Origin of the sequence: uncultured Anaerobiospirillum sp. (assembly GCF_902485895.1) — a bacterium.
GTDB classification, from domain to species: domain Bacteria; phylum Pseudomonadota; class Gammaproteobacteria; order Enterobacterales; family Succinivibrionaceae; genus Anaerobiospirillum; species Anaerobiospirillum succiniciproducens.
Window position 1 is genome coordinate 1 of the sequence record NZ_CABTML010000045.1, and the last position, 23,891, is coordinate 23,891.

13 protein-coding genes and 1 pseudogene are annotated in these 23,891 nt (G+C 44.8%); 4 read left to right on the forward strand and 10 right to left on the reverse strand.

Features of this window, described 5'->3' with window-relative positions:
- Positions 1-190 precede the first annotated feature (190 nt).
- A pseudogene (locus RDO37_RS03635) lies at positions 191-599 on the reverse strand (flagellin); the annotation flags it as partial.
- A gap of 174 nt (positions 600-773) precedes the next feature.
- Positions 774-1,025: a SlyX family protein gene (locus tag RDO37_RS03640; RefSeq protein ID WP_044121583.1), complete on the reverse strand. Its 252-nt coding sequence runs from the start codon at positions 1,023-1,025 to the stop codon at positions 774-776.
- A gap of 341 nt (positions 1,026-1,366) precedes the next feature.
- On the opposite strand from RDO37_RS03640, the gene RDO37_RS03645 reads away from it, so the two are divergent.
- Positions 1,367-1,894, forward strand: coding sequence for an NUDIX domain-containing protein (locus RDO37_RS03645; RefSeq protein ID WP_027939538.1), 528 nt, complete (start codon positions 1,367-1,369; stop codon positions 1,892-1,894).
- 307 nt (positions 1,895-2,201) lie between these two features.
- Here RDO37_RS03645 and lysC read toward each other — a convergent pair whose 3' ends face one another.
- From lysC to RDO37_RS03670, 5 genes are all read right to left on the reverse strand, one after another.
- The gene (lysC, locus tag RDO37_RS03650; RefSeq protein ID WP_273321898.1) at positions 2,202-3,566 is read right to left on the reverse strand and encodes a lysine-sensitive aspartokinase 3; all 1,365 of its coding nucleotides are present in this window, start codon (positions 3,564-3,566) and stop codon (positions 2,202-2,204) included.
- 868 nt (positions 3,567-4,434) lie between these two features.
- The gene (ppnN, locus tag RDO37_RS03655) at positions 4,435-5,820 is read right to left on the reverse strand and encodes a nucleotide 5'-monophosphate nucleosidase PpnN (RefSeq protein ID WP_027939541.1); all 1,386 of its coding nucleotides are present in this window, start codon (positions 5,818-5,820) and stop codon (positions 4,435-4,437) included.
- Between the two features lie 569 nt (positions 5,821-6,389).
- On the reverse strand, positions 6,390-7,211 hold the full coding sequence (gene queF, locus RDO37_RS03660; RefSeq protein ID WP_308498144.1) for an NADPH-dependent 7-cyano-7-deazaguanine reductase QueF: 822 nt from the start codon (positions 7,209-7,211) through the stop codon (positions 6,390-6,392).
- Positions 7,212-7,373: 162 nt separating this feature from the next.
- Complete coding sequence (locus tag RDO37_RS03665; RefSeq protein WP_308498145.1) at positions 7,374-8,135, reverse strand: 16S rRNA (uracil(1498)-N(3))-methyltransferase; 762 nt, start codon at positions 8,133-8,135, stop codon at positions 7,374-7,376.
- Between the two features lie 381 nt (positions 8,136-8,516).
- Complete coding sequence (locus RDO37_RS03670) at positions 8,517-9,263, reverse strand: endonuclease (RefSeq protein WP_374045301.1); 747 nt, start codon at positions 9,261-9,263, stop codon at positions 8,517-8,519.
- Positions 9,264-10,062: 799 nt separating this feature from the next.
- Between RDO37_RS03670 and RDO37_RS03675 the strand changes: the two genes are divergently transcribed.
- Both RDO37_RS03675 and RDO37_RS03680 read left to right on the forward strand, forming a co-directional pair.
- A complete protein-coding gene (locus tag RDO37_RS03675; protein WP_308498146.1) occupies positions 10,063-10,914 on the forward strand; it encodes a DUF5718 family protein in 852 nt (283 codons plus the stop codon).
- A 326-nt stretch (positions 10,915-11,240) separates the two neighbouring features.
- The gene (locus RDO37_RS03680; protein WP_308498147.1) at positions 11,241-12,191 is read left to right on the forward strand and encodes a transposase; all 951 of its coding nucleotides are present in this window, start codon (positions 11,241-11,243) and stop codon (positions 12,189-12,191) included.
- 330 nt (positions 12,192-12,521) lie between these two features.
- Here RDO37_RS03680 and RDO37_RS03685 read toward each other — a convergent pair whose 3' ends face one another.
- The 3 genes from RDO37_RS03685 to metK all read right to left on the reverse strand — a co-directional run bounded on the left by RDO37_RS03685 (position 12,522) and on the right by metK (position 20,814).
- On the reverse strand, positions 12,522-17,417 hold the full coding sequence (locus RDO37_RS03685) for a hypothetical protein (protein WP_308498148.1): 4,896 nt from the start codon (positions 17,415-17,417) through the stop codon (positions 12,522-12,524).
- 550 nt (positions 17,418-17,967) lie between these two features.
- The gene (locus RDO37_RS03690) at positions 17,968-19,170 is read right to left on the reverse strand and encodes an MFS transporter (RefSeq protein WP_308498149.1); all 1,203 of its coding nucleotides are present in this window, start codon (positions 19,168-19,170) and stop codon (positions 17,968-17,970) included.
- Between the two features lie 495 nt (positions 19,171-19,665).
- Positions 19,666-20,814, reverse strand: coding sequence for a methionine adenosyltransferase (metK, locus tag RDO37_RS03695; RefSeq protein ID WP_027939549.1), 1,149 nt, complete (start codon positions 20,812-20,814; stop codon positions 19,666-19,668).
- Positions 20,815-22,131: 1,317 nt separating this feature from the next.
- Here metK and RDO37_RS03700 point away from each other — a divergent pair.
- Entirely contained in the window at positions 22,132-23,043 is a 912-nt protein-coding gene (locus tag RDO37_RS03700; RefSeq protein ID WP_308498150.1) for an NAD(P)-dependent oxidoreductase, read from the forward strand.
- Positions 23,044-23,891: the final 848 nt, after the last annotated feature.

The window sequence follows — 23,891 nt, forward strand, 5'->3', positions numbered from 1 at the left end:
TAAAAGCAATAAATTTAGTGTAAGAACGAAAAGAATTAGTGGCAAACTAAGTCGCGGGAAAAGACAAGTTTGCGAGATTGCAGCACCAAAAAGTCTTTCAGAGGTGTTTCACTAAATTCAACTTGGAAGTAATATTCACCATCAGCGTTTTTTAAAGTATCTACGTTTGGTGCGCCCTTACTCATAAGAACATGTGCACCTGCAAATGTAGTCTTCTTACCGATACGTGTAATTTCTTGGCAAAGAGAATTTACTTCCTCTTGGAGGGCCTTACGGTCTTTGGCGGTGTTGGTACCGTTAGCAGCCTGTACGGCTAAGGTACGGATACGCTGCAGCATGTTGGTGGTCTCATCGAGAGCACCTTCAATGGTCTGAGCTAAGGCGATACCGTCATTAGCGTTACGGTTGCCCTGGTTGAGTCCATTAATTTGGGATGTTAAGCGGTCAGAGATCTGCAGACCTGCTGCGTCGTCTTTTGAGCTATTGATACGAAGACCTGAGGAGAGTCTTTGGTATGAGGTGTTCAGAGCTAAGGTGGAGTTAGCTAATTTACGCTGTGCGTTAATCGAGCTAACGTTAGTGTTGACGTATAAAGCCATAGTTTGTTTCTCACATCATGAGCCATGAGCTCACTGTAGAACCATGGCTAATATCATCTATGCAAGAAAGAGCATATTTTGTGCCTATCAACAATACGTTATTAGCTATATTTTTGCGTCAGTATGGCCTTGTAGATGGGGATGCTTTTGAATGACTTTTGCCCTTGATGCAAACTAGTAGTGAGGAGGCGGGGTCTCTTCGCTAAGAGGACGCACGGCTGCCGGGGCATCTTGCATCGAAGCTAAGAACTTGATTTGGCGTTCAAGCTTATCGACTCTGTCTAAGAGATTATCGATGTATTTGCCGGTGTCATTGAGAGTCATGTCCATCCAAGCAAGGCGCTCTTGCATCTTTTGCATATCGTTTTCAAGCTGAGCGCAGCGTTGCTCAAGTGCCTCAACTTCACAATTCTTTTCGCCTGCCATGTAATTTCCCATTACGTGTAGATGTGTCTAATGAACAAAAGTTTTGCCTTTGAGCAAGTGCTAGTGCGTGAGCTAATGGTATTTCCATAGCTGCTTTTAGTTACGCTTATTGTGCTCAAAACAGCCGTAATTTAAGCAAAGTGAGGTGGTGATTACAAGTGAATTTTGTTCGTTAAATGCTCTATCTTTGCACTTGTGGTATTTGTGAGTAGATTTGCGTGTACACTTGAGGCTAAGGCAGGACTGGGGACTTGCTAATTTAGGTCCTATTTTTGGCACATATGATAGAGCCCTGTTGCTGCTAATTAAGTAAATAGTTTTGGTTTTTATAGGATACAGATATGGCTGTTGAGATGGTGGACATCATCGACCTTGATGATAACGTGGTTAGAACTGTAACTCGCAAGCAGATGCGTCAAGAACAGCTGCCGCACCGTGCATCCTATATTTTGATGGTTGATAGCGCTGGTCGCATTTTAGTTGAGGTTAGAACTCTTACTAAAGACTATGCTCCAGGCATGTTTGACCCATGCGTGGGTGGTGTAGTTCAGCATGGTGAAGATGGCGACATTACCGCTGAGCGTGAGGTCGCTGAAGAGGTAGGCGTTAACATTAAGCTTTCCGATCCAAACTTCCACTCTTTAGGCAAGATTGCCTTTGAGCACCATGACTTTGATGGCTTTACCATGGCCTATCTGTACTTACTGCAAGGTGACTTTATTACCGTGCGTCAGGCCTCTGAGGTGAGCGGCATTATGTATCTTTCTCCTGAAGAGTTAACCCGCCTTAAAGATCAGTGCACTGTAGATAGCTACCGTGCATTTGAAGAGATTCTCCGTCGTGCTCGTGAAAGAGGCATAGCTATTTAAGATCATTGCTATTTAGAAGTAAGGCTAGGCCTTGCCTTGCCTTGCTTTCATTCATTCTCTTTTAATTTCCTCTTACCACTTGCTTGTGAATGCAGGAGCTAGGAATTGCATATTGTCTGAATGACGCTAATTGTAGATTCCGTCGTTGTGTCTTGAGGTGGATGCAGCGTTGTTTTGATTTTTGTTTGTTGCGGGCATGAAAAAGCCCCGCTAGGCGGGGCTTAAGGAAAAAAGAGGAAACTAGTAACGATGGCGCATGTGATGCGCCATTTGGGCGTTAGGCCTTTGGGCAATATGCCTTAGGGTATTAGTCCTTTTCGCTCTCAAGCAGGCTCTTGTGGAGGAGCTTGAGCACATCGACAGCATTATCCTCGGCTACTAAGAAGCACAGGTTGTGGGATGATGCGCCGTAGCAGATCATGCGTACAGCGTAGTTGTCGATAGCAGAGAAGACCTCTGCAGTAATGTGTGAAGTACGGGCCATGTTGTTACCGATAACAGCAACTAAGGACAGGCCTGACTCAGTACGTACGTGGCAGAACTCACGAAGCTCATGGTAAAGAGCCTCAGGGATTGAGGATAAACCAGAAGTCTGGCTGCCAGCGTCGATAGTAATCGCGATAGAAACCTCAGAGGTAGATACCAAGTCTACAGAGAGGTTGTATTTTGCAAAGATGCTAAATACCTGAGCTAAGAAGCCGGTAGCGCCTACCATCTTAGGAGATGAGAGCACGATTAAGGTCTGGCTCTTACGCAGTGCTACAGCGCGGAAAGCTGGAGAGTAATCTGTGGTTGGACGTACCCAAGTACCACCCTGCTCAGGAGCCTTAGAAGAGCCAACATATACAGGGATACCGCAACGTACAGCTGGAACTAAGGTAGAAGGGTGCAGAATCTTGGCACCAAAGGTTGCCATCTCAGCGGCCTCAAGATAGGTCAGCTCAGAAATAGGCATTGCCTCAGGAACTAAGCGTGGATCAGTGGTGTATACACCTGGAACGTCAGTCCAAATAGAGATGGTCTGAGCGTGGCATGATTCACCTAATAAGGCAGCTGAGTAGTCAGAACCGCCACGGCCTAAGGTAGTGGTCTGGCCGCTTGAATCAGCACCGATGAAGCCCTGAGTTACAACAATCTTGCCGCTATCAAGCAGTGGAACTAAGTGCTCTTCGCTTAAAGAAGAGATAACTTCAACTAAAGCCACAGCCTTGCCGTAGGATGAGTCGGTACGCATTACACGACGTACATCAAACCACTCGGCATCAAAGCCCTTTTGCTTGAAAATCTGAGTAATGAGGTAGGAGGACATGAGCTCGCCGTGGGAAACTAGGCGATCTGTGATCATGTCAGTACGAGTCATGGAAGCTTGAACTGCTAAATCATGAACAACCTTGAGGTAGTTCTTGATTACAGCCTCGTGCTCTTCTTGGTTATCCAGTTTGGAGATGATCTCTTTGTGGATAGCAAAAACCTTAGCAATGATCTCCTCGCGACCAGCGCTATCACAAGCACCAGAGGCAAGCTCTACTAATAAATTGGTAACACCTGCGCAAGCTGAAACAACAACGAGTTTAGTGTTTTTGTTAGAGGTAACAACCTCTACACACTTGCTCATTGCGTCATAGTTTGCGACTGATGTTCCACCGAACTTTGCGATATCAAGGTTTTGCATAACTGTCTTACTATCTTAATTTAGTAGCATAGAAGAGCGTCAAACGATTGAGACATACCCACTCTATTCTTCCATTTGGTTAATGAATTATGTTGAAATCATATTAGGCGGGCATTTGTTACCAATCAAGCCTCTATTTATAGTGCACTCCATTTGCGCATTTGTATCAATTACAGCCTGCAATGGAGTAATGAGCGTCATTTTACTCTACAAATGCCTTATATAAGCCTTTCTTTGGTATTCATTTTGATCACGGTCACATTATTATGCGTCATTGTTGTGCAATGTGAGGGTGGTCTTGTCTTGCATGATGCATCTTGGTGCAATTGTATTTTTGCCTTATTAGCTCAAAGTCCTTTCCAAAATTGCCATCAAGCACGATTTCTACAGACCCCCAAGTTCCTTGTTGCATCCCTAGATTAAGGCGCTGTGCACTTATTTCTTTGGCGATGGGGCTATGTAGATGCGTTTGAGCTTTTGTGTATGCGTGTGATCTTTTGTATTAGTTTTTCTGCACTGAGCGCCATAAAGCTATCAAGTATTAAGCCTTTAGATATATGAGCTTGTAGCGTACGTTCTTATGGTTGATAAGATGCGTGGCTGATTATGTAGGCGTTTGCTGTTAAGACGAGTGCTTATCGATACAATCTGTTTGTGTAGACTTTAACTGTTCAGCCTTTTGGGATGGTTGGCTGATTATGCGCATGAAAAAAGCCACTGCAATCATGATCTTTGTTTCATGAGTGAGTGGCTTTTGCGTAGGCATAAGTACTTGGGGGCTAGGAACGGAGTTGCTATCCTTAGTGCGCCGGATTGTTCCTGCTCCTGCTCCTGCTCCTGCTCATGTGCTTATGCTTGCTTTGATTAGTTACTCGTCCGTGGCAGCAAGCTCATAGCATGGCTTGTAGTCACGCTGTGAGAGCAAGATACGGCCTTGATCAATGAAGTCAGACATCAGCTTGCCGATGTAGTCGATGATCTCCTTGTCGCCATGGAGCTTAAATGGACCATGTTCCTTAATCTGCTTGATACCGTATTCCTTTACGTTACCAGTTACGATACCAGAGAAGGCACGGCGTAAGTTAGCTGCTAACATGAAAGGCTCTTGATCCATTGAGAGGTTGAGCTTAGCCATGGACTCATGAGTTACATCAAACGGATCCTGCAGCTCATGAGGAATGTGCAGTGACCAGTTGTAGCAATAAGACTCATGAATTAAAGTTCGGTGCTCATGAATAGTCTTCATGCCTTCAGTAACTGTCTTAGCTACAGCTTCTTCATCGCCAATGATGATTTGGTAATGACGACGAATCTCATCACCAAAGCAGTGTACTAAGAACTCATCAATTGCATCAAAGTAAGCGCGATTAGCTTCGCTACCAGTGAGAATTACCGGCATTGGATTATGGCGATTCTCATTGCACAGCTTGATGCCTAAGATGTAGAGGAGCTCTTCGGCAGTACCTGGGCCGCCAGGGAACACTATGAGCACGTGACCTAATCGTACAAAGGCCTCAAGGCGCTTCTCGATATCTGGCATGATAACGAGGTTAGAGACAAATGGATTTGGCGGCTCAGCTGCAATAATAGATGGCTCGGTAAGACCAATACGCTCACAGTTTTGAGCTTGATCTTGCAGGGCATGACCTTCTAAAGAACCACGCATTGGGGCTTCCATAATGCCAGGACCACAGCCAGTGCAGATGTCTATGCCTCTAAGACCTAAACAACGACCTACGCTGTAGGCATAGCTATACTCTTCTTGAGAGATGGAGTGACCACCCCAGCATACAGCGATGTTTGGAGCGGTATCTGCCTTGATAGCCTCAGCTGAACGTAGGATATGGAAGATCTCATTGGTAATCAGAGCGCCTTTTTCTTCATTTGAAACATTATCGATCTGCTCTTTGAATGTGTCAGTTAAGGCTCTTACTTGCACGATATCTCTAAGTACTGAGTAAAGGTGCTTTTGCAGAGTCTTAATTACCTTACCATCGACAATGGCAGATTTTGGAGGATTGATAAGTTCGAGCTTTAAGCCACGCTCGTTACGTACCACATCAATCTCAAAGCTTCTGTAGTTGTCTAAAAGCTCTTTGGAGTTGTCTGTGAGGTTGCCGCTATTGAGCACAGCAAGGGAGCAGTTGCGATACAGATCGTAAAGCTCACCTTGTGACTTTAAAGAAATCTTGTCTGCCTCAAACTGAGTTAATAAAGACATGGCTCCAGAGGGCCATACAACCTGAATGCCCATTTAACCTCACTTACTGACCGTTACGATCAGGACTAAACTTACTCTCAACTCATGACCTTGTTTAACATCAAATCAATTGAGTTAAGGCTTTGACCTCATCTTAGCGCATTAGCATTAACAAATGATGCTATTCGTGTGTGATTCGTATTGAAACATAAACTCACATGTACAAGTTGTGAGCTAGGCCCAAAATCGTTAAGCAAAGTATGGCTGTACTTATGACAAATGGGCCCACGGGAGTGTACACTCCCGGGAGCACATCAAGTGCTAACCATGTATCAAGCTAGTTAAGAGCAATTAACAGTATAGATTGCTTAAGGTCAGTCTACAGCTATTAACAGTAACTGACTATAACCACTACGTGCGATACGAGGGTAAGTAGGTTTTAGCCTAGTTTGATTGCATGGAGCGTGTGGCTTGATATGTAATTAGATGCCTTGCTTCTGAGGTAGGAGGGATTGTGCAGGAGCAATTAACAGCAGGTATGCGAATATAGGCAGCAAAGAGCTTTGCTGCCAGAAATTTTGGGAGCTTTTTGTTTGGCTTTGTGGCCCTTGCTTTTAATTGCTTTACTGTCTTGGAGTGCGCTTTGGCTCGTCAAAGCTGTGGGCATTTGAGCGCACTGGATTGATATCGATACCGCCACGACGAGTAAAGGAGCAAGAGACGGTGAGCTCGTCGCACTTACAGATGTTGATAAGATCGGTAAAGATCATCTCACAGCATTGCTCGTGGAAGCCCTGATGACGACGATATGAAACTAAGTAGGCAAGCAGTGAAGCATGGTCAATCTTTTCACCGCTGTAGCTAATAGTAACTGTAGCGTAATCAGGTTGTGCGGTTACTGGACAACGAGATCTAAAGAGATTGGTGGTAACAGTCTCTGAGACATTCTCTTTCTTGTTAGCAAGTCTAAGCAGGCTTGAGTCAACCTCAAAAGTCTTAAACTTTACATCAGCAAGGCTAGGATCGTTCTCTAAGATGAGATCGCTAGTATCCACTAAAGGCATGGCGCTTGAGTTAAGCTCATACAGCTTTACTTTTACCTCAGTGTTTAAAAGCTGATTTAAGTCCTGACAAATGACAGAGCTAACCTCATCTGGGCCGTTGAACATAGTTTGGCTAAATGAACCAAGATAGAGTTTTAAGCTCTTGGACTCAACGATGTAAGGTGAAGTGCAAGGTACCTTAATGCTGGCCATGTAGCATTGTGGCAGACCATTGGGAGCTAAGAAGGTAAGCTCATAAGCACGCCAAAGATCAAAGCCTCTAAATGGAGGCATGACCATCTTGCCGCGACCTTGGGCACGAGGGATAGGAAATAGTAAGGATGGGGTGTACTCTTCAACGTAGCTACTAGTTTTTCCTAATGGAATATCCTTTTGATGCATGATTTCTCTATCCCTAAACTAAACAACATGGGCGCTCAAAAAGCGCCCTCTAATTATACTGACTAAGTTTCGTGTAGTTTCAAAAACAGCAAAAAATCTACATGCCTCGAGTTGGCGTGTAGTAAGAGCATTTGGCTGTATTTGGGCAATGGATCTCACGCTTTAGAGATCGCCAAAGTGGGAGCCTAAGATGGATAAGGTCACTAAGGCTGCAGTCTCGGTACGTAAGATACGGGGGCCTAAGGTAACGCCAGTAAAGCCTGCTTGATTAGCAAGCTCGACCTCATCGTCTGAAAAGCCACCTTCTGGACCAATTAAGATACGGTACTTGCCAGTGCTTGGTAGATCGGTAATCTTGCGTTGAGCACGTGGATCTAAGGTGAGATTGATAAAGCCATGCTCATCGCAGAGGCTTTGAGTATCACTAGTTGCACTGTGCTCTTTAATGAAGTTTGCCAAGGTGGTAATTGAGGTAACCTCAGGTACAACATTACGACCGCATTGCTCGCAAGCAGAGATCGCAATGCGCTGATAGCTCTCAATCTTCTTTTGGGCACGATCGCCATCGAGCTTAACCCCACAGCGTGAAGATGTCAGTGGAATGATCTTGCTAATACCAAGCTCTACAGCTTTTTGAATAGTAAAGTCCATGCGATCACCACGGCTGATGACCTGCAGCAACTCTACTTGTACTGGGCTTTCAACACTGCGCTCACACTCATTAGTAAGTTTAGCTATAGTTTTTTTGCCAGACTCGGTAAGCTCGGCTTCAAACTCATGACTACGGCCATCAAATACAAAGATCTTATCGCCAGCTTTAAGGCGTAATACCTTAGAAATATGGTTAGCACCAAAGGCATCGAGCGTAAATTCAGCGCCGACTTCTTGTGGCATGTTAGCGTCATAAATACGAGGAATACGCATGGCTTGATCCTGGCTAAAAGATGGGGTGGTAATGTGATAGCGTCGTAAGATTGTACACCACAGTACAGATCTTTAGTGTCTTTGCAGCAACGTTAAAAGAAAGCGATGTCCACAAGTGCCTAGCCATAAGCCTATAGCGGCATCCAAGCATAGTCTTATACGGGCATCGAAGCATTGTATTGAGCGACCATGACCATGCCCATGCCTATGAGCATGACCATGCCATTGGTAGTTGGCATGGCCATAGGCATAGACGTGTGATTGGCTTATGCATGTTTTAGAAGAAACTGCATAAGTGCTTGACGAGGACGCGCTAGAGGCTGTTGTTAGGCTGTTTAGGCGCTCTCTCAAGTACATCATCACTGCATTTTGTGAGGCTAATTATCTTAGCTTGCAAGCAGCAGTGATGAACTTATTGTCGTTACCCTGAACCTTTTTAATCAGCTCATTACGACGGCAATCAAAATCAGTGACTGGGTACATACGATCCCATGCTTCATAGAGCTTACGCTGCTGTGGAGCTAAACGGATATTGTATTGATCTGCCATGTACATATAGGCACGAGCGATTTGACCACGAGACTGCTTTGGTGGCTGAGCTTTGCGACCCTTAAAGTCCACTACCATCTCGCACTTGCCGTACTGAGTTGGCTTGCCATTCCAATCAGTAAATTGGAAGTTACCACGATCACCATTAACCTCGCCTACGCTTGGGTAGAGGTTGTGCAGATCACCCTCCATCTGTCTAAACTTAGCATCCTTGCCGCAGTTCTTACGACCACCATCTTGCCAGCACTGCATCTGATGACCAAAGTTCCAAGCTGGCATCACGTGCTCAACTTCGATGCGGGAGGCGCGATTGGCATTCTTACGTACCTCATAGCCGCAGGAGTCTAAATCAAGCTGCCACTTAACTCGCTTACCGCCACCAGTGTAGCTTAGGTCACAGCCACAGTAGATAGTAGAGGTGTTACCAAACTCCTTATCTAAAGTCTGATAGATACCAGGCAGTACTTTTTTAGCTGCAGTAAAGCTCTCCATAGCTTGAGCTTGCTGTGACATGCTCATGATGCCCAAAGCAGCGCCGACAACAGCACAGCCTTTAGTTAAGCGAACAGTAAATGACATAAACTCACTCCCAATCATGAAAAACGACAAACATTTCCACCATAAGTCTGAGGAAAACTCATACTTAGATTAAAGCATAGAAAGTAGTCCCAAGACAGCCTTGTATTGTATGGGCAAAAGGCAAGTAAAGTTCATCTAGTGCAAAAAATCTATACGACTGCCCAATACATCTACCACTCGAGCACCATCAAAGATCACCAAAGATCGTCAAAATCCACAGCACAGTGCTTTATAGATTGCCCAAAATGGACAATAGGCATTTAAAGATGGTCACAAGATGCACTGTAGTGCTGTATAGATTGTCCAAAATGGACAATAGGCATTTAAAGATGGTCACAAGATGTAGAGTAGTGCTTTATAGATTGCCCAAAATAGGTAATTGGCATTTATAGATAGTCACAAAATGCAGAGTAGTGCTTTATAGATTGCTAAAACTGATGGCGCGTGGATTTGAGGTGGTCACAAGATGCAAAGTAGTGCTTTATAGATTGCCAAAACTGATTGCGCGTGGATTTGAGGTGGTCACAAGATGCAGTGTAGTGCTGTATAGATTGCCAAAACTGATGGCACGTGGATTTAGGGTGGTCATAGTGCAATGACGTGGGATTTGCGTCTTTGGTGGAAAGTTTAGGGCGCGAGATTGCAAAAACATGATCGCTGCATTACTTAGAGGTAACAACTCACTTGCTGTGTTGTGCTAACATTTATAGATTGAATCGACTTTTCGCAGGCTCACAATTTGTGGGCTAGTGTGTGGCGAGGGTCGTGAGGATTACTAAACAGCTTATGGAGTTTTACCATGTTTATTGAGCTTAAGGAACTTGCATCATTTGGTGTCGCCGGTAACTTTACAGGTCACCTTGAGCAGGCAGGTGAGGATAAGGACTTTACCCAGGTAAAGACCGCAGAGGCTGATGCGCCAAAGGCTGTTTTCCCAACCTATTTACCAAAGATTGGCCCAAACACCCCTGAGTTTTTAGGCACTTTCCCATTTGATGATTACTCCATCATTTTCCCAGAAGGTGAGCAAAAGCTGCAGATTGAGCCTGAGTGCGCCATTGTGTTCGATGTAGAGTGGACTGCAGATAAGGTTAGTGCACTCCATCCATTAGTTTTCGGCGCTGCCAATGACTGCTCTATTCGTAAGCAGGGTGCAAAGAAGATCTCCGAGAAGAAGAACTGGGGTCATGCATCTAAGGGCTTTGCCTCTAATTACATCAAGGTAGACTCTTTAACCAAGGGCGGCATCTTAGATCGTTACCGTATTGCTTCTTTCTTAGAGCGTGATGGCAAGATCTATCCATATGGTGAGGACAGTCCGGTACGTGACTACTCATACTTCTACGAGAAGTTAGTTGCATGGCTTATCGACCGCTTAAACAACCAAAAGGATGAAGGTCCTGCTGAGAACATCAACATGTACTTAAACGAGGCTGGCCGTCCAACTCGTATTTTAGTTTCTGTTGGTGCAACTCGTTACACTGAGTACGGTCAGACCAACTTCCTGCAGGTAGGCGATCACGCATTAGTTGTAGTTTACCCAGAAGATCAGTACACCCCAGAAGAGATCATTCACCGCGCTGAGCGTGATAACCTCGAAGAGGATGACATCTCTGTACTGCGCCAAGAAATCATCATTCGTGGTGAATAAGACTACAGCCTTGCCATGGATGCTTTAGCAAAGCAAAGCAAAGCAACGCAGCGCAAAGTAACGCAAAGCAAAACTAAGTATCGAATCGCATAAACGATAGGCATGGGTATCTACGCATCTTAAGTAGATACTCATGTAAATGCGATAAATAGGCAAATCCGTGGCAATTATTGCTAGTCACTAAAGAGCTTCACATTAAGGTGTTACACTCTTTAGTGTCAGACAACAGCCGTTAAGTTGAGTTGTTCAGCTAGTCTCATAGCTCTAGAAAAGGCTCAAGGTAACGGCTGTTAGTTTTAGTGGCTTATAAAAGTAGGGTCATACTCATGTCAGGGCGGCAATTAGGCTATATCAAAACGACTAGCGGCGACATCATCGAGCTACATGAGGAAGATTACATTCGCTCATTAGAGGCGAGAGATTTGGCTCTAGTAAGCCTAGTTGACTATAAGTCCAATCCAAATGAGTACTTAAGACAGGGTATTGCTCAGGCGCTAGCTACGTTCTACGGCTTATTACTCAATGCCGAATTCTTAGTACACCTTGGCTATGAAAAATCTGGTAATGCTAAGGTCTATTCTGAAAACCGCCGCAATGGCTATGTTCGCAAAAATGTAAGATCGTCCTTTGGACAGCTTGATATCTTAGTACCACGAGATCGTGAGGGTAGTTTTAGTCCCATAGCGATTAGAAAACACTCTCGTGCCGTAACAAGCAATGATGCCAAGCTCATGGCGATCTATGCCCATGCTTTAGATGAAGATCAAATCGCGATCTTGCTGCATAAGATGTACTTTCGTGAGCTTAATGCTGAGTGTATCGACATCATTAAAGATCGTGTGATTGCTGACGTGCGCTTTGCTCAGGCCCGTCGTTTACTACCACTGTATTCTTTTGTGCTGATTTCACGTATTAGCTTTGAGCCTGAAAATCAAATTGCTCAAGGTGAATGGTCTAAGCACTCACTCATGCTAGTACAGGGGGTAGATCTCAAGGGTAATCGCGAAGTTTTAGAGATCTTCTTCTCACCGCCAAGTCCAAACTCCAGCTCTCAGTCTATTCTTGAGGCGCTTAAAGGCCGTGGTGTTGAGGACATCATGATGGTACTCACGGATGGTCTGCCTTTAACCAATGAGGCCTTGCACGAGGTCTATCCATATGCCGTTTTATGCAATGACATTAAGAACAACAAAGATCTCAATGATGTAGGCCCACTACCAAAAGATGATGCCGAGCTTGCAAGCTTACTTAAGCTTCACTCCTCCACAATTAAGTAGCGCCAGCCAAGCTGCCATATTCATTCATTCATTCATCTGTCAGTGCTCTTCACTAAGCCTAAGTATCACTGCTATTGCTATTGCTTTTGTCTAAGCACAAGACGGTCTAGCTGCCATTAAAAGCAAAACGTCGCTCTCCTTGTGCGGGGCTAAGACTATCCATAGACGGCCATGGCCAGATCCACACCATTTCCCCATTTTCCTCGACCTTTGAAACTGCAGCGGCACTGCTAAAAAACGAAAAAGCGCCACTCTAAGTAGTTTAGAGCAGCGCTTTTGGGCATTTAAAGCTTTCTGTACAAGGATAAGCTTTACTTAAGGTATTAGGCCTTAGAAGTTGTAGCTTGCACCAGCGTTAATGCTGAAGCTGTCGGTATTATCAGAGCCGTTGTAGTTGACGCTGACCTTGCTGTTGAAGTTGCCATTTGAGGAGTTCAGGCCAAACTTCACACCGTAAGTTACGTCATCCATGATCTCAGAGTTGAGGTTCAGATCTTTCTTCATGCCGTTAAAGTGAGTGCGTGAAGCAAGTTCAGTATCACCCTCGTTGAGAGTTACGCTCAGATCTAAGCTAGGGGATACGATCCAGCCATTGTTGTAGAAGTCTTGGCTGAAGGTAAGGCCCATTGGTACAGAGATAATGTTTACAGTATCGATGGAGGTATTGGCGATCTCACCCTTAGCAGAGCCTAAGTTGTAAGAGTCAGTCTCAAGACGAGTGAATCTAGTACCAAAGTGTGGGGTTAATGCAAAGAATGGAGTGTTAAAGGTATACATTGCATTAGCACCAGCACTAAAGGCCTTAGAGTCAGCCTTAGTACCTAAGCTACCGTATTCAGCAAAACCTGAGTAGCCGCTGATATCGTGCTTGATGTAGTTAAATGAGGCATCACCGATTAAGGAGAAGTTGCCTACTGCCATGGATGCATAAGCACCAATGCCATAGTAATCAAAATCATCCTTCAGGCCGCCGCCATTGCCAGTCCCTTCAGCATCACCACGACCAATGCTTGCAGCAGCACCCACAGTTAAGTTGCCCAGTGCTAAATCAGCACCAGCACTCATGCCGTATAAGTCTACATCAGCACCATAAGTAGCGCCGCTTGAGTTAAAGCCATCGGCCTTGGTACGACGGAGGTTAGGGGTTGCCCAGAAGCCTGTTACAGCCTCTGTTGGCTTAGAGGCAGTGCTATTTAACAGATTGTCATTCTGATTGAAAATCTGAGAGCTGGACTTCTTAACGTGTGCAAAGCTTTGAGCACGCTCTTGCATTGCATCATTTAAAGCGTCAACTGCAGCCATGGAAGCCTGAGCTGAGCCTGCATAGATAGCAGCATGAGCAGCCTTATCTGCCTCAAGACCGGTATTAGAGTCTGTGGTGATCTTAGCGATGTATTCACCGCCAGCGCCATTAGTGCCGTCAAAGACATTGTTGCCGCCACTAATAGTCTCAGAAAGCATCTCACGAACTGGCTTGGATACCTTGGCAAACTTCTCGTCTAACAGCTTGGTATTTACATCAAGCTTAGCGATAGTACCATCAGTGCCAATAGTGCCGCTTAACAGACCGTTAGTAGAAGTTGCCTTCATTGCAGGGGCATTAGTAGCTCCAGCAAAGATCTGTATGTTGGTATCGTTACCGTTGAACTTACCTGAGAGCAGAACAGTAGTCTTCGCATCGGCAACAACGGTCTTAGAGTCGGTTGCAGTTACATCAATGGCAGCGCCAGTCTTCTTACCATCAGGGCCTACAGTGTAGACATTGTCGGTAATCACCATGGCGGTGTTTTCGCCAAAGGTTACAGCTGCATTTGCATTGGTAGCTGCATCTGGGCCGGTAGCCTTAGGATCAACGACGATCTTGTCTTTACCCTCAAGCTTGATGCCCTTGTTAACCACTAAGGCGTTTTGGATTTCAGAGCCGCTATTAAAGCCGCCATGAGCGCCTAAACGATCCTTAATGATGGAAAGAACATCATCTTTGCTATCAAAGCCAACTGCTAAGACTGCGTTCTTGCCTACAACTGCAGTACCGCTTAAGGTACCAGCTGAATGGGCATCGTTAGCGCCTGCAAGATTTTCTACTACGTGGTAGGAAGCCTGAACGTTAAAGTCAGGATCAACAAATAAAGTTGCGCCATTGAGGTTCATGTTCTTAGCCAGAACATCAGCACCTAAGCCGCCAACCTTGTCCTCACCCACCTGAATAGTGGCACCAGAGCTACCAGTAAAGTTCTCAACCTGAACGATAGCATTACCTGCAATGACGTGGCTGCCTGAGCCATCAAACTGCAGCTCTTTAGCGTCAATGTCGCCATTGATTGCAGAAGAAGCTGAGCCAGTCGTACCTGCAGTAATAGTAATTAAGCTTTCCTTGGCAGTTAAGCTAGAACCTTGGGCAAGCTGTAAGTTTTTAGTGGTTACAGAGCTACCCTCAACAACTAAGTCAGAGTTTGCCTGAACCTTAACTGTACCAATACCTTTATCTGAAGCACCGATATCACCCTTGACGGTAACCTTGCCAGGAGCGCTACCCTCATTGTTGCCAATCAGGAGCTGACCTTGGTTTTCTGCTTCAGCTTTAATCGCGCCAATATTACCAGTGCCTTGTAACTGCAGTGCAGTACCAGCGCCCTTGAAGTTTACGCCAGTGATAGTGCCATCAGCAGTTTGCACGAAGTTATTCTTGCCATTGCCGTTAGCACCTGCATTAGTGAGCTTAACTAAGGTGGAGCTGTTGCCGCTAGTATCAGGGCTTGAAGAGCCGCCTGCAGCAATGTCTAAAGGCTTTGAGGCCTCGACAACTACGTTACCAACAGAAATGCTCTGTTCAACGGCTTCAGGTACCTTAACTTGTGTATTTTGGTACACGCCATCTGGAGTGCCTTGCTCAAGGTCGCCTAAGTTCATCTCTGGCTTGGCATTAGCGTCGGAAATAGCAAAGCCGTCAAAGAAGCCTTCAAAGGTAGTCTTGGTCTTGAGATCCTTAAATTGGTCCATAGTCATGGAGCCAACGTTTGCTAAGTTTACGGTTGAGGTGTTGCCGTTAGCACCGGTCTTAATGGCGTCCTCAGCAAATACATCTTTCTTAAACTCAACAGTCTTACCTTCTTTAAGTTCAAGGATCTTAGAGCCGTCTAAGTGCAGGGAAGAGGTGTTCTCAAGCTCGATAGATGCAGATGCGATCTTATAAGAGCTTGCACCACGAGCATCTAAGGTACCGTCAACCAGCTTAATGCCGTTTTCACCAGTGGTCTCTAGCTTACCGCCATTAACGGTAAGGGAGGCATCTTGGATAGTAAGAGCAACCTTAGCTGGGGTTGATGTGGTGCCAGAGTCAGCAATACCTGCAGCTTCTCCTGCGGCCTTGCCATTGATGCTCATTAAGGCATACAGTCTTTCTTCACCAGATACTGCGCCAGTGCCGGCTTCGCCAGATAAGGCCTTAGCATAGGCAACAGCAGTTGAGGCTGTGCCGCTTGGAGTGCCGCTGCCTGAGCCAGTTGAACCTGAGCCCGAACCAGAACCAGAACCTGAACCAGGGCCAGTGTCTGTTGATGGCTTAACATTGGCAATGATGAGGTCTTTGCCTTGCTCCATGTGGTAATCGCCACCCTTGATGGTGAGACTACCAGATGAAATCTTTAAGCCGCCCTTAATGGTCTCGCTCTTATCTGACTGTAAAACCAGATCATCTTGCAGGGTGTAGTTACCATCATCTGGAGCAACAAACTCAACATTCTGAGCAAACAGGCCCTTAACGCCTAAAGCAGTAGAAGAAGAGTCAAAGTTCTTGGAGCCTAAGGTCAGATTCTTTGCTTGTACATTGAGCTTAGAGGCGTTTTCAATCTTCTTAGAGATGCTAACGTGCTGACCACGTACGAAGCTATTATCCTTAATGGTAATAGCTCCGACCTCACCCTTTTCGCTAAACTTTAAGTCAGAATCAGCAAGCTCAACGTGGCTGTCGGTAAAGTTAATACCGCCACCAGAGTTTAAAACTACAGAGCCAGCGGTTGCGTTCTTGAGCTTGTTATTTGGATCCTTAAACTGAGCATTCTCATCGACATACTGCAGCTTAGAGCCATCAGCATTCTGTGCTTTTAAGAAAGACTTTAACTTAGCCTTAGTAAGCTCTAAAGTAGCCTCACCTTCAGAAGAGCCACTTAAGACTACCTTGGCTTTGCCACCTGATGCAGACTCGTGTCCTGCAAGAACAGCTTCATCGCCAACTTTGAAAGTTGCGCTTTGGACGGTAAGCGTGTCGCTAAGATCTACATAAGACTTGCCATTAACGTTAAATGAGCCGCCCTTGATAGTAACGTTTGAGCCTGCCTTTACAGAGACATTGCCGTTGTTAACATCGGTATTTGCTACCTGATATGTTGCAGTACCTTTACCGCCAGCAACGCCCTCAGCAAAGCTAAGCACGCCTCCGTCTACAGTTACGTTAGCGGCCTTTACTGTATTGTTTTTACCAGAGGTTAGACGGATCTTGCCATCACGATTAACTGTGATGTTAGAGGACTCATTACCAAGAGTTGAAGTACCATCGCCACTAAAGTTTTGAGGAGCTCCAACGGTACCACCAACATGGATTGTGGCACGGCCTGACTCTTCTGGCTTTTCAGTTGAACCAGAGAATTTGTTATTGCCGATAACGATGTTTTTGGCTGCGACTGAGGCTACTGATGCATCGCCGTGAGTAGCAATTTGCAGATTGGACTGTACATTGATGTTGCCTACATCAACATTAAGCTTGCCACCACCCTTTGCGACCATAAACAGGCCAGGGTTTGTACTGCTGCCTTCTGCAGCTACATCAATTGTACCCTCGCCCTTAATGCTAAGAGTTTTGCTATCTGCAGCAGTAAAGTGATTTTCGGTATATGGGTGAACGGTATTCTCAATTAATACTTTTTCCTGAGAGGAAAGAGTTAAGTGAGTATCGCCACTAGCGGTAGTTTGAATACCAACTTTTTCAAACTTACCATGATCGCCAGTATTTGCTTTATCACCAGTAATGGTGACTGTGCCGTTGTCTTTTAGAGATTTTACCCAATCGTCTACATCAAAAGTGGCATCGCCAGTAGCTGCATGGGCGTATGGGGAGACACCACCTGCCGTAAGAGCAATGGCAGATGCTAAACCTCTTATGTAAGGACTCTTGAAGATGGCTCGGTATTGTTCGAGCTGAAAAGTCAGTGCTAAGTTGTTTTGCTTCATTTGAATTATCTTTGGCAAGTGGTTATGAGCTTGGGCTTGATGTTTATGGCTCAAGCTTGTTTAGAACAATGCATGAAAGGCATAGCTAAATGTGTAGGTTCTATGCTTGCTGCATCGTTGCTTCTTTTACGGTGTAAATAGGTCTTAGCTTACTTTCAAATGCTAAAAGTTTGCTTAGATATGTGCTTGCAATTCTCTTAAGCTTCTGTAAGTTAGTAGCTGTGCAGACCTTTAAAATTCTGTAGACAAAATTTAGGTCGCAAGTTATAGAAACTTGAGGGTAACGATGCATAAGAGCGCCACCAAATTTGTCAAATTTCCGATAAATAAGCGACTGTTTGTATAAATAATTGTCTTAATACAATGCCCTTGCAAGTGCTATACCTTAAATAAAAGTTTCAACGACATAGCTTTCAAATATGCATGAATGCCAGGCTGCATCTAAGCGGCGCTGCATTTGGTGAGGCAGCGGCCGCTTATTAGATTTGGCTGTAATAGCTTTGAATGCTTTGAAAGTTTGGAAATTGCCTTGAGGGTGCGTCTTGGGGTGCTAGGCGGTGCCTTCTTTGAGGTGATTGCGACGTTTCATATAGTAGAAATAAACAGTTGCAACAAAGGCAATAATACAGAGCCAGCCTTGGAAGAAGAAAGCAGCTTTAAGATCGCCATCGTCAAGCTCAATGATACGGCCAGCTATGATTGGAACTGTAGTCATGCCGATGGCAAAGAGAGCTTGGAAGAGGCCAATAGCAGAAGAACGACGATAGTGTTCAACACCAACGATGGCCTCACTAGTGGCAATGGTAAAGACAAAGCCAAAGCTCCAGCCTAGGAATACCTGAATAATGATGAGCAGGTAGATGTGAGTAACGATTACTGATAAGAAACAGTAAGCAGCAAGCATGAACAGGGCAGAGCTAACTAAAAATCCTTGTGAGATGCGAGTAAATGGCGGCTTGCCTGAGTAGTAGCTAGAGATAACATTGAACAAGATAAAGACAATGGTCATCAAGCCCATTTCATATGAGCTACCGCCAATACGCAATGCAGCTTCATTAGAAAATGACATGATGGTAGTCATGGTTACGCCTTGCTGAATGGAGGCTAAGAAGGCGAAGAACCAAATACGTTTGCGCTTCGCTACTTTTATAAGATCAGCAACGAGCGGACGATGTTTACTCTCAGGTGGTTCATGCAGGTGAGCATAGGCCGGATCATCTTCTTTTAAGCTCATAGCCAAGAGCATAGCTAAAGCACCAGAGAGTGCGGAGCATAAACACAGAAAGTCCATACCAAAGCCCTCAAAGCATACAGCTGAGGTAATGAAGGCGAGCATGATGCCAAAGTTATTAGCCGCAAAGAGGTAGCCAATCTGAGTTTGCATCCTATCGGGAGTAATGTATTTAGTGCTAAGCAGCATGAAGCTCACCCACAAGGATGAGGCTACACCTGACATGATATTGGCAATTAAGAAGCCATTGCCAGTGCTTTCAAGAATACGAACTACCGATGCGCCTCCAGAAAAAGCACAGCCTACGATAATAATGAGCTTATGCTTGCCTAGCCAATCAGCAAGGATGCCCATAGGGAAGCGCAAACTCATTTGTACGCCGCCATACACGCCTACAATGATGCCTACAAAGTCTGCTGTGACCTTTTGTGCAAGGAGGTAAGGTGCGGTATTAGGCACATAGATGTACTGGGCAAACCAGAACAAGGCAATAATGACCAGCAGTTTAGTGTTCTGACTCATGTTTGTTCTCAAAAGCAAAATCGTATGGCAGATGCTGCATAGGCTTAACTGCAGCAACAAGATCGTGCAGCAGCTTTACGTATGTGTATGTAGCTGTTTTTGCTCAAAAATACGCTCTTTGGGCAGGCTATATTCTGCCATAGCTTGTGCATACTACATGAGTTAAGCCCCAAAATGGGCACAACGGCTCTTAATAATGCAGCTGTACTCTTACGCTTATGACGATTATGTGGCCCAAAGGTGTTATGCATGGGGCCATGTGGCTATGGAATGAGCATGGGGATGGGGATGGACATGAACATGGGCATGGCCATGTGCGGGGGCAAAATGCTGGGCGGCCGCCTTGTGGGCGGGCGCTGGTGTGGTGCTTATATACAAAAGGCAGAGCCTTTTGGGACTCTGCCTTTTGTGAGCAGCCTTTCGTGGCTGCTTAAAGCTTTATGCTTTTAGCATTTGGCTTTTAGCTGTGAGCATTTGATAGCTTATGGCTATGAATTAGCTTAATGCAGCGATGAGGTCTTCAACCTTGTTGGTCTGCTCCCATGGGAAAGCATCACGGCCAAAGTGACCATAAGCAGCAGTCGCACTGTAGATAGGACGCTCGAGGTCTAACATCTTGATGAGTCCGTATGGACGTAAGTCAAATACCTCATTGATTACGTCTGCTATGCGGTCATCGTCGTACTTACCGGTACCGAAGGTGTTAACAGAGATAGAAACAGGCTTAGCAACACCAATAGCGTAGGAAACCTGGATCTCACACTGCTTAGCAAGCTTAGCAGCAACGATGTTCTTAGCAACATAACGAGCAGCGTATGCAGCTGAACGGTCAACCTTAGATGGATCCTTACCAGAGAAAGCACCACCACCGTGACGAGCAGCACCACCGTAGGTATCTACGATGATCTTACGGCCAGTTAAACCACAGTCGCCTACTGGACCACCGATTACGAAACGGCCAGTTGGGTTGATGAAGTACTTAGTGTCATTGGTTAAGTACTTAACTGGGATAACCTTCTTGATGATCTCTTCTTGAACACCTTCAACAACAGAAGTTAAAGAAACATCTGGAGAGTGCTGAGTTGAGAGCACTACGGTGTCAACGTGAGAGATGGTGCCATCTGAATTGTAAGCAAAGGTAACCTGGCTCTTTGCATCAGGACGCAACCAAGGAAGCACGCCCATACGACGAACTTCAGACTGACGCTTAACGAGCAGGTGAGCATAGGTAATAGCTGCAGGCATGCAAACGGCAGTCTCGTCGCAAGCATAGCCGAACATTAAGCCCTGGTCACCAGCACCTTGATCTTCTGGATTCTGGCGGTCTACACCCTGATTGATATCAGGAGACTGCTTGCCTAAAGCATTTAAGAATGCGCAATAGTTTCCGTCAAAGCCGACTTCGGTAGAGTTATAACCGATATCGCAAACAGTCTTTCGAACAACTGCTTCTAAATCAACGTTGGCTTTAGTAGTAACTTCACCTGCGATAACGACCATACCGGTCTTAACTAAGGTTTCGCAAGCAACACGAGCCTTACTGTCTTGGGCTAAGATAGCATCAAGAATAGCGTCGGATACCTGATCGGCAACTTTATCAGGATGTCCTTCAGATACGGACTCGGAAGTAAATAGGCGTGACATGTAGACCCTCCACACAATGTCATGTAGTTAAAAATGGCTTTGTTTTACGAAATCCATCTAGATGCTGTAGCTTCTTGGCAGCCATTGTTTGAGGATTGCTGTGTCTTGTTCTCGAGGCAGGCCAAGAACAAGGTGCAAGCACATACTTAAGGTTGAATACTTAACCTTTTAAGCCCATTAGTAATTGGTTTAAGACCCTAAGCTATAGCCCTGAGCATTGAACATACTACAAGGAGCTAAGCAATGTGGTGGATAAGACCAAGCGGATAAAACTAATGGAACACAGTCTTCTCAAAGAACGTCATCTGTATCAACAGATAAGATCTAGAGGGTGAATAAGCTAGAGGCAAGGATTCGTAAATCGATTGCAACTACTATTCAATGTAAAACAAAACTTCAGACGGCTTTTGTAAGCTCGACGGAAAGATGTGAATACTAAATTCAGGTTAGGCTGTTGCAATACTTTGACTTTAATCAGCAAGCTAGGTAGAGCGTAGCCGCTACCTAGTTGCTACCTAAAATGTGCAACTTAATGTCCTGAATTAGCTTTATATATGCAATAGACAAGCCACAGGTGGCCAAAATTACCGTAACTATTAATTAAAATGGCTTGTTTAAGCTATTTGTCTAGTTCCTGTATTGCTTTGTATAACGCACAATGGAGCGGATTATACACCCGTATAACTGAACAAACACAAGAAAATGTTAATAACTTAACTATGTGATACAAATTGGCAACTGCTGTCAAAACTCAACAGGTAAAACTTAATAAGTTAATAAAAGACTCAGGCGCATGGGGCTTGATGTTTCTTTGCAGTTAATTGCTTCTGTTAGACAGAGTGTATTAAGTATCGTGGCTGGCTTTTGGGAAATATATTGTCGCTAGGCCTGACAAAGCTCAAAAACTACACTCTTTTATCCTAAGGACTGCTTAAAAGGCTATGCACAAGTAGCTCTTGTTAGGTGAAATTTAGATAGTATTACAACCCTTTGCTTTACACATAAGACTAGATACACAACCTTTACTGGCCTATATTTGGGCAGTATCACGCATAATGTTACGTTGATGCTAGACAGTAATGATTAATGCATTACAATTAGCGCCTGTAACAAGGCAAACATGCGCTTTAAAGTATCCTTTATGCTGTTTTATGTGCATGGCTTAAGGTAGCTTTTATAACTGCCACACTACAATAGTTGGGGAGCTGTTAGTTTTCCTTTTAGTGCTGCACGTGCTTGCTTTGTATAGAGTATTGAGTTCTTGGTGCTCAAAGGCTCGTTTTTGTTGTGTCGTAGTTGTAGGTCTCGTAGATTCTTATGGATATTAAGAAGGTTGGTTTTATCGGTACCGGCGTAATGGGCGCTCCAATGGTTGGTCACCTGCTCAAAGCTGGTTATGAGGTGAATGTTTTCACTCGTACCAAAGAGCGTGCAAATGGTGTGATTGAGCAAGGCGCTAAGTGGTGTGACACTCCTCGTGAGTGTGCCGAAGGCTGTGATGTAGTTATTTCCATCGTTGGATATCCAGATGACGTACGTGATGTCTGGACTAATCGCTCCACTGGTGCTTTCAAGGGTATGAAGAAAGGTGCTTATGGCATCGATATGACTACCTCATCACCAGAGCTTGCCTCTGAGTTATTCCAAAGAGGTAAAGCTCTTGGCTTTAATATGGTGGATTGCCCAGTAACTGGCGGTGATATTGGTGCACGCAATGCTACTTTAGCTATGCTCTTTGGTGGCGAGCAAGAATCCTATGAGGCGTTAAAAGACTTCTTAAAGGTCTTTGGTGATCGTGTTGAGTATTTCGGTAATGCAGGTAAGGGCCAATTAGCTAAGGCCTGTAACCAGATTGCAGTTGCCGCGACCATGTTCTCTGCAAGTGAGGCTATCGCTTTTGCCTCTCAGATGGGACTGGATGTTGAAAAAGTTATCGACACTTTAAGCGCTGGTGCAGCTGGCTCATTCTCACTGCGCAGCTACGGCCCTCGTATCTTAAGTGGTGACTACAACCCTGGCTTTAAGATTGCTCACTTCTTAAAAGACATCGAGATTGCTCTTAAGGTTTGCGACTCTCACGGTATTAACCTGCCATGTTTAGAGCTAGCTAAGAAGGCTTACACCGTACTTAATAACATCGGCCACGGCGAAAAGGGTACCCAGGCTCTGTACCTGTTCTACTGCTCTAGCTTAATGCCAGATCTCGACGCTACTGATAAGAACAAATAATCAACCTCTCTTATCAATTTGCGCCTCATTCATATGCATACGTAACGTTGCGTAAGATTACAGGCGCATTTTCTAGCAGGGGGCCCCTGTCCTCCTGCATTAGCCCCGCCTAGCTAGCAGCTCAACTACCCCTTTCTAACTAAGCCATTGCAAATCCAAAGGCAATCACTGTTTTTTGACTTTTGATGAGCTCACGACCGTCTCTGTAGCTACTTAGCCTCTAATAGTTAAAGGCTCATAGCTATATATTGCCCACGAAAAGCTTAAATACTTGCTTTTTCTACAAAGTGATTGTAACGATACAATCAACATCTTATGTTAAATAAACCATAGCGTTATCTAATATCGATCAGGTAGGCTGCCTGCTTTTATTAGCTACTGTTAATTGCACTGTTTGTCGTGGAATGATTTTGACGGCGGGGGTAGCCATTGCCATTGCCATTGCCATTGCCATTGCTTTTGCTTTTGCTTTTGCTGTTGATTTGCTTTGTGCTCGGACGCTGTGATGGCTGTTTTGGCTTTAAAGCCTTTTGGTGCAATGTTGAGTGATTATTTTTCTTAAGAAAGCTTAGAGTCTACGTGCACATTAAGGTTAGGGTGGTCTGAGGGTATCTTTTGGTATCTAAGCGTTATTTAATCGAGTTTATGAGGTTGGGTAGTGTTGCTCCATGATGGTGTTTGCTTGCACATTTTTGGGTGCTAAAAGTTGATCACTATCACTAAACTTAACCAAAGCTTAGTTTGCCTTTATCATGACTCTAATCGCATAAGGTGTACAATCGCTCGCAAAGACTGAAATGCACAAGCAAAGCTAGTTTATAAAGTTCAATAGGCACTTTAATGGCTGA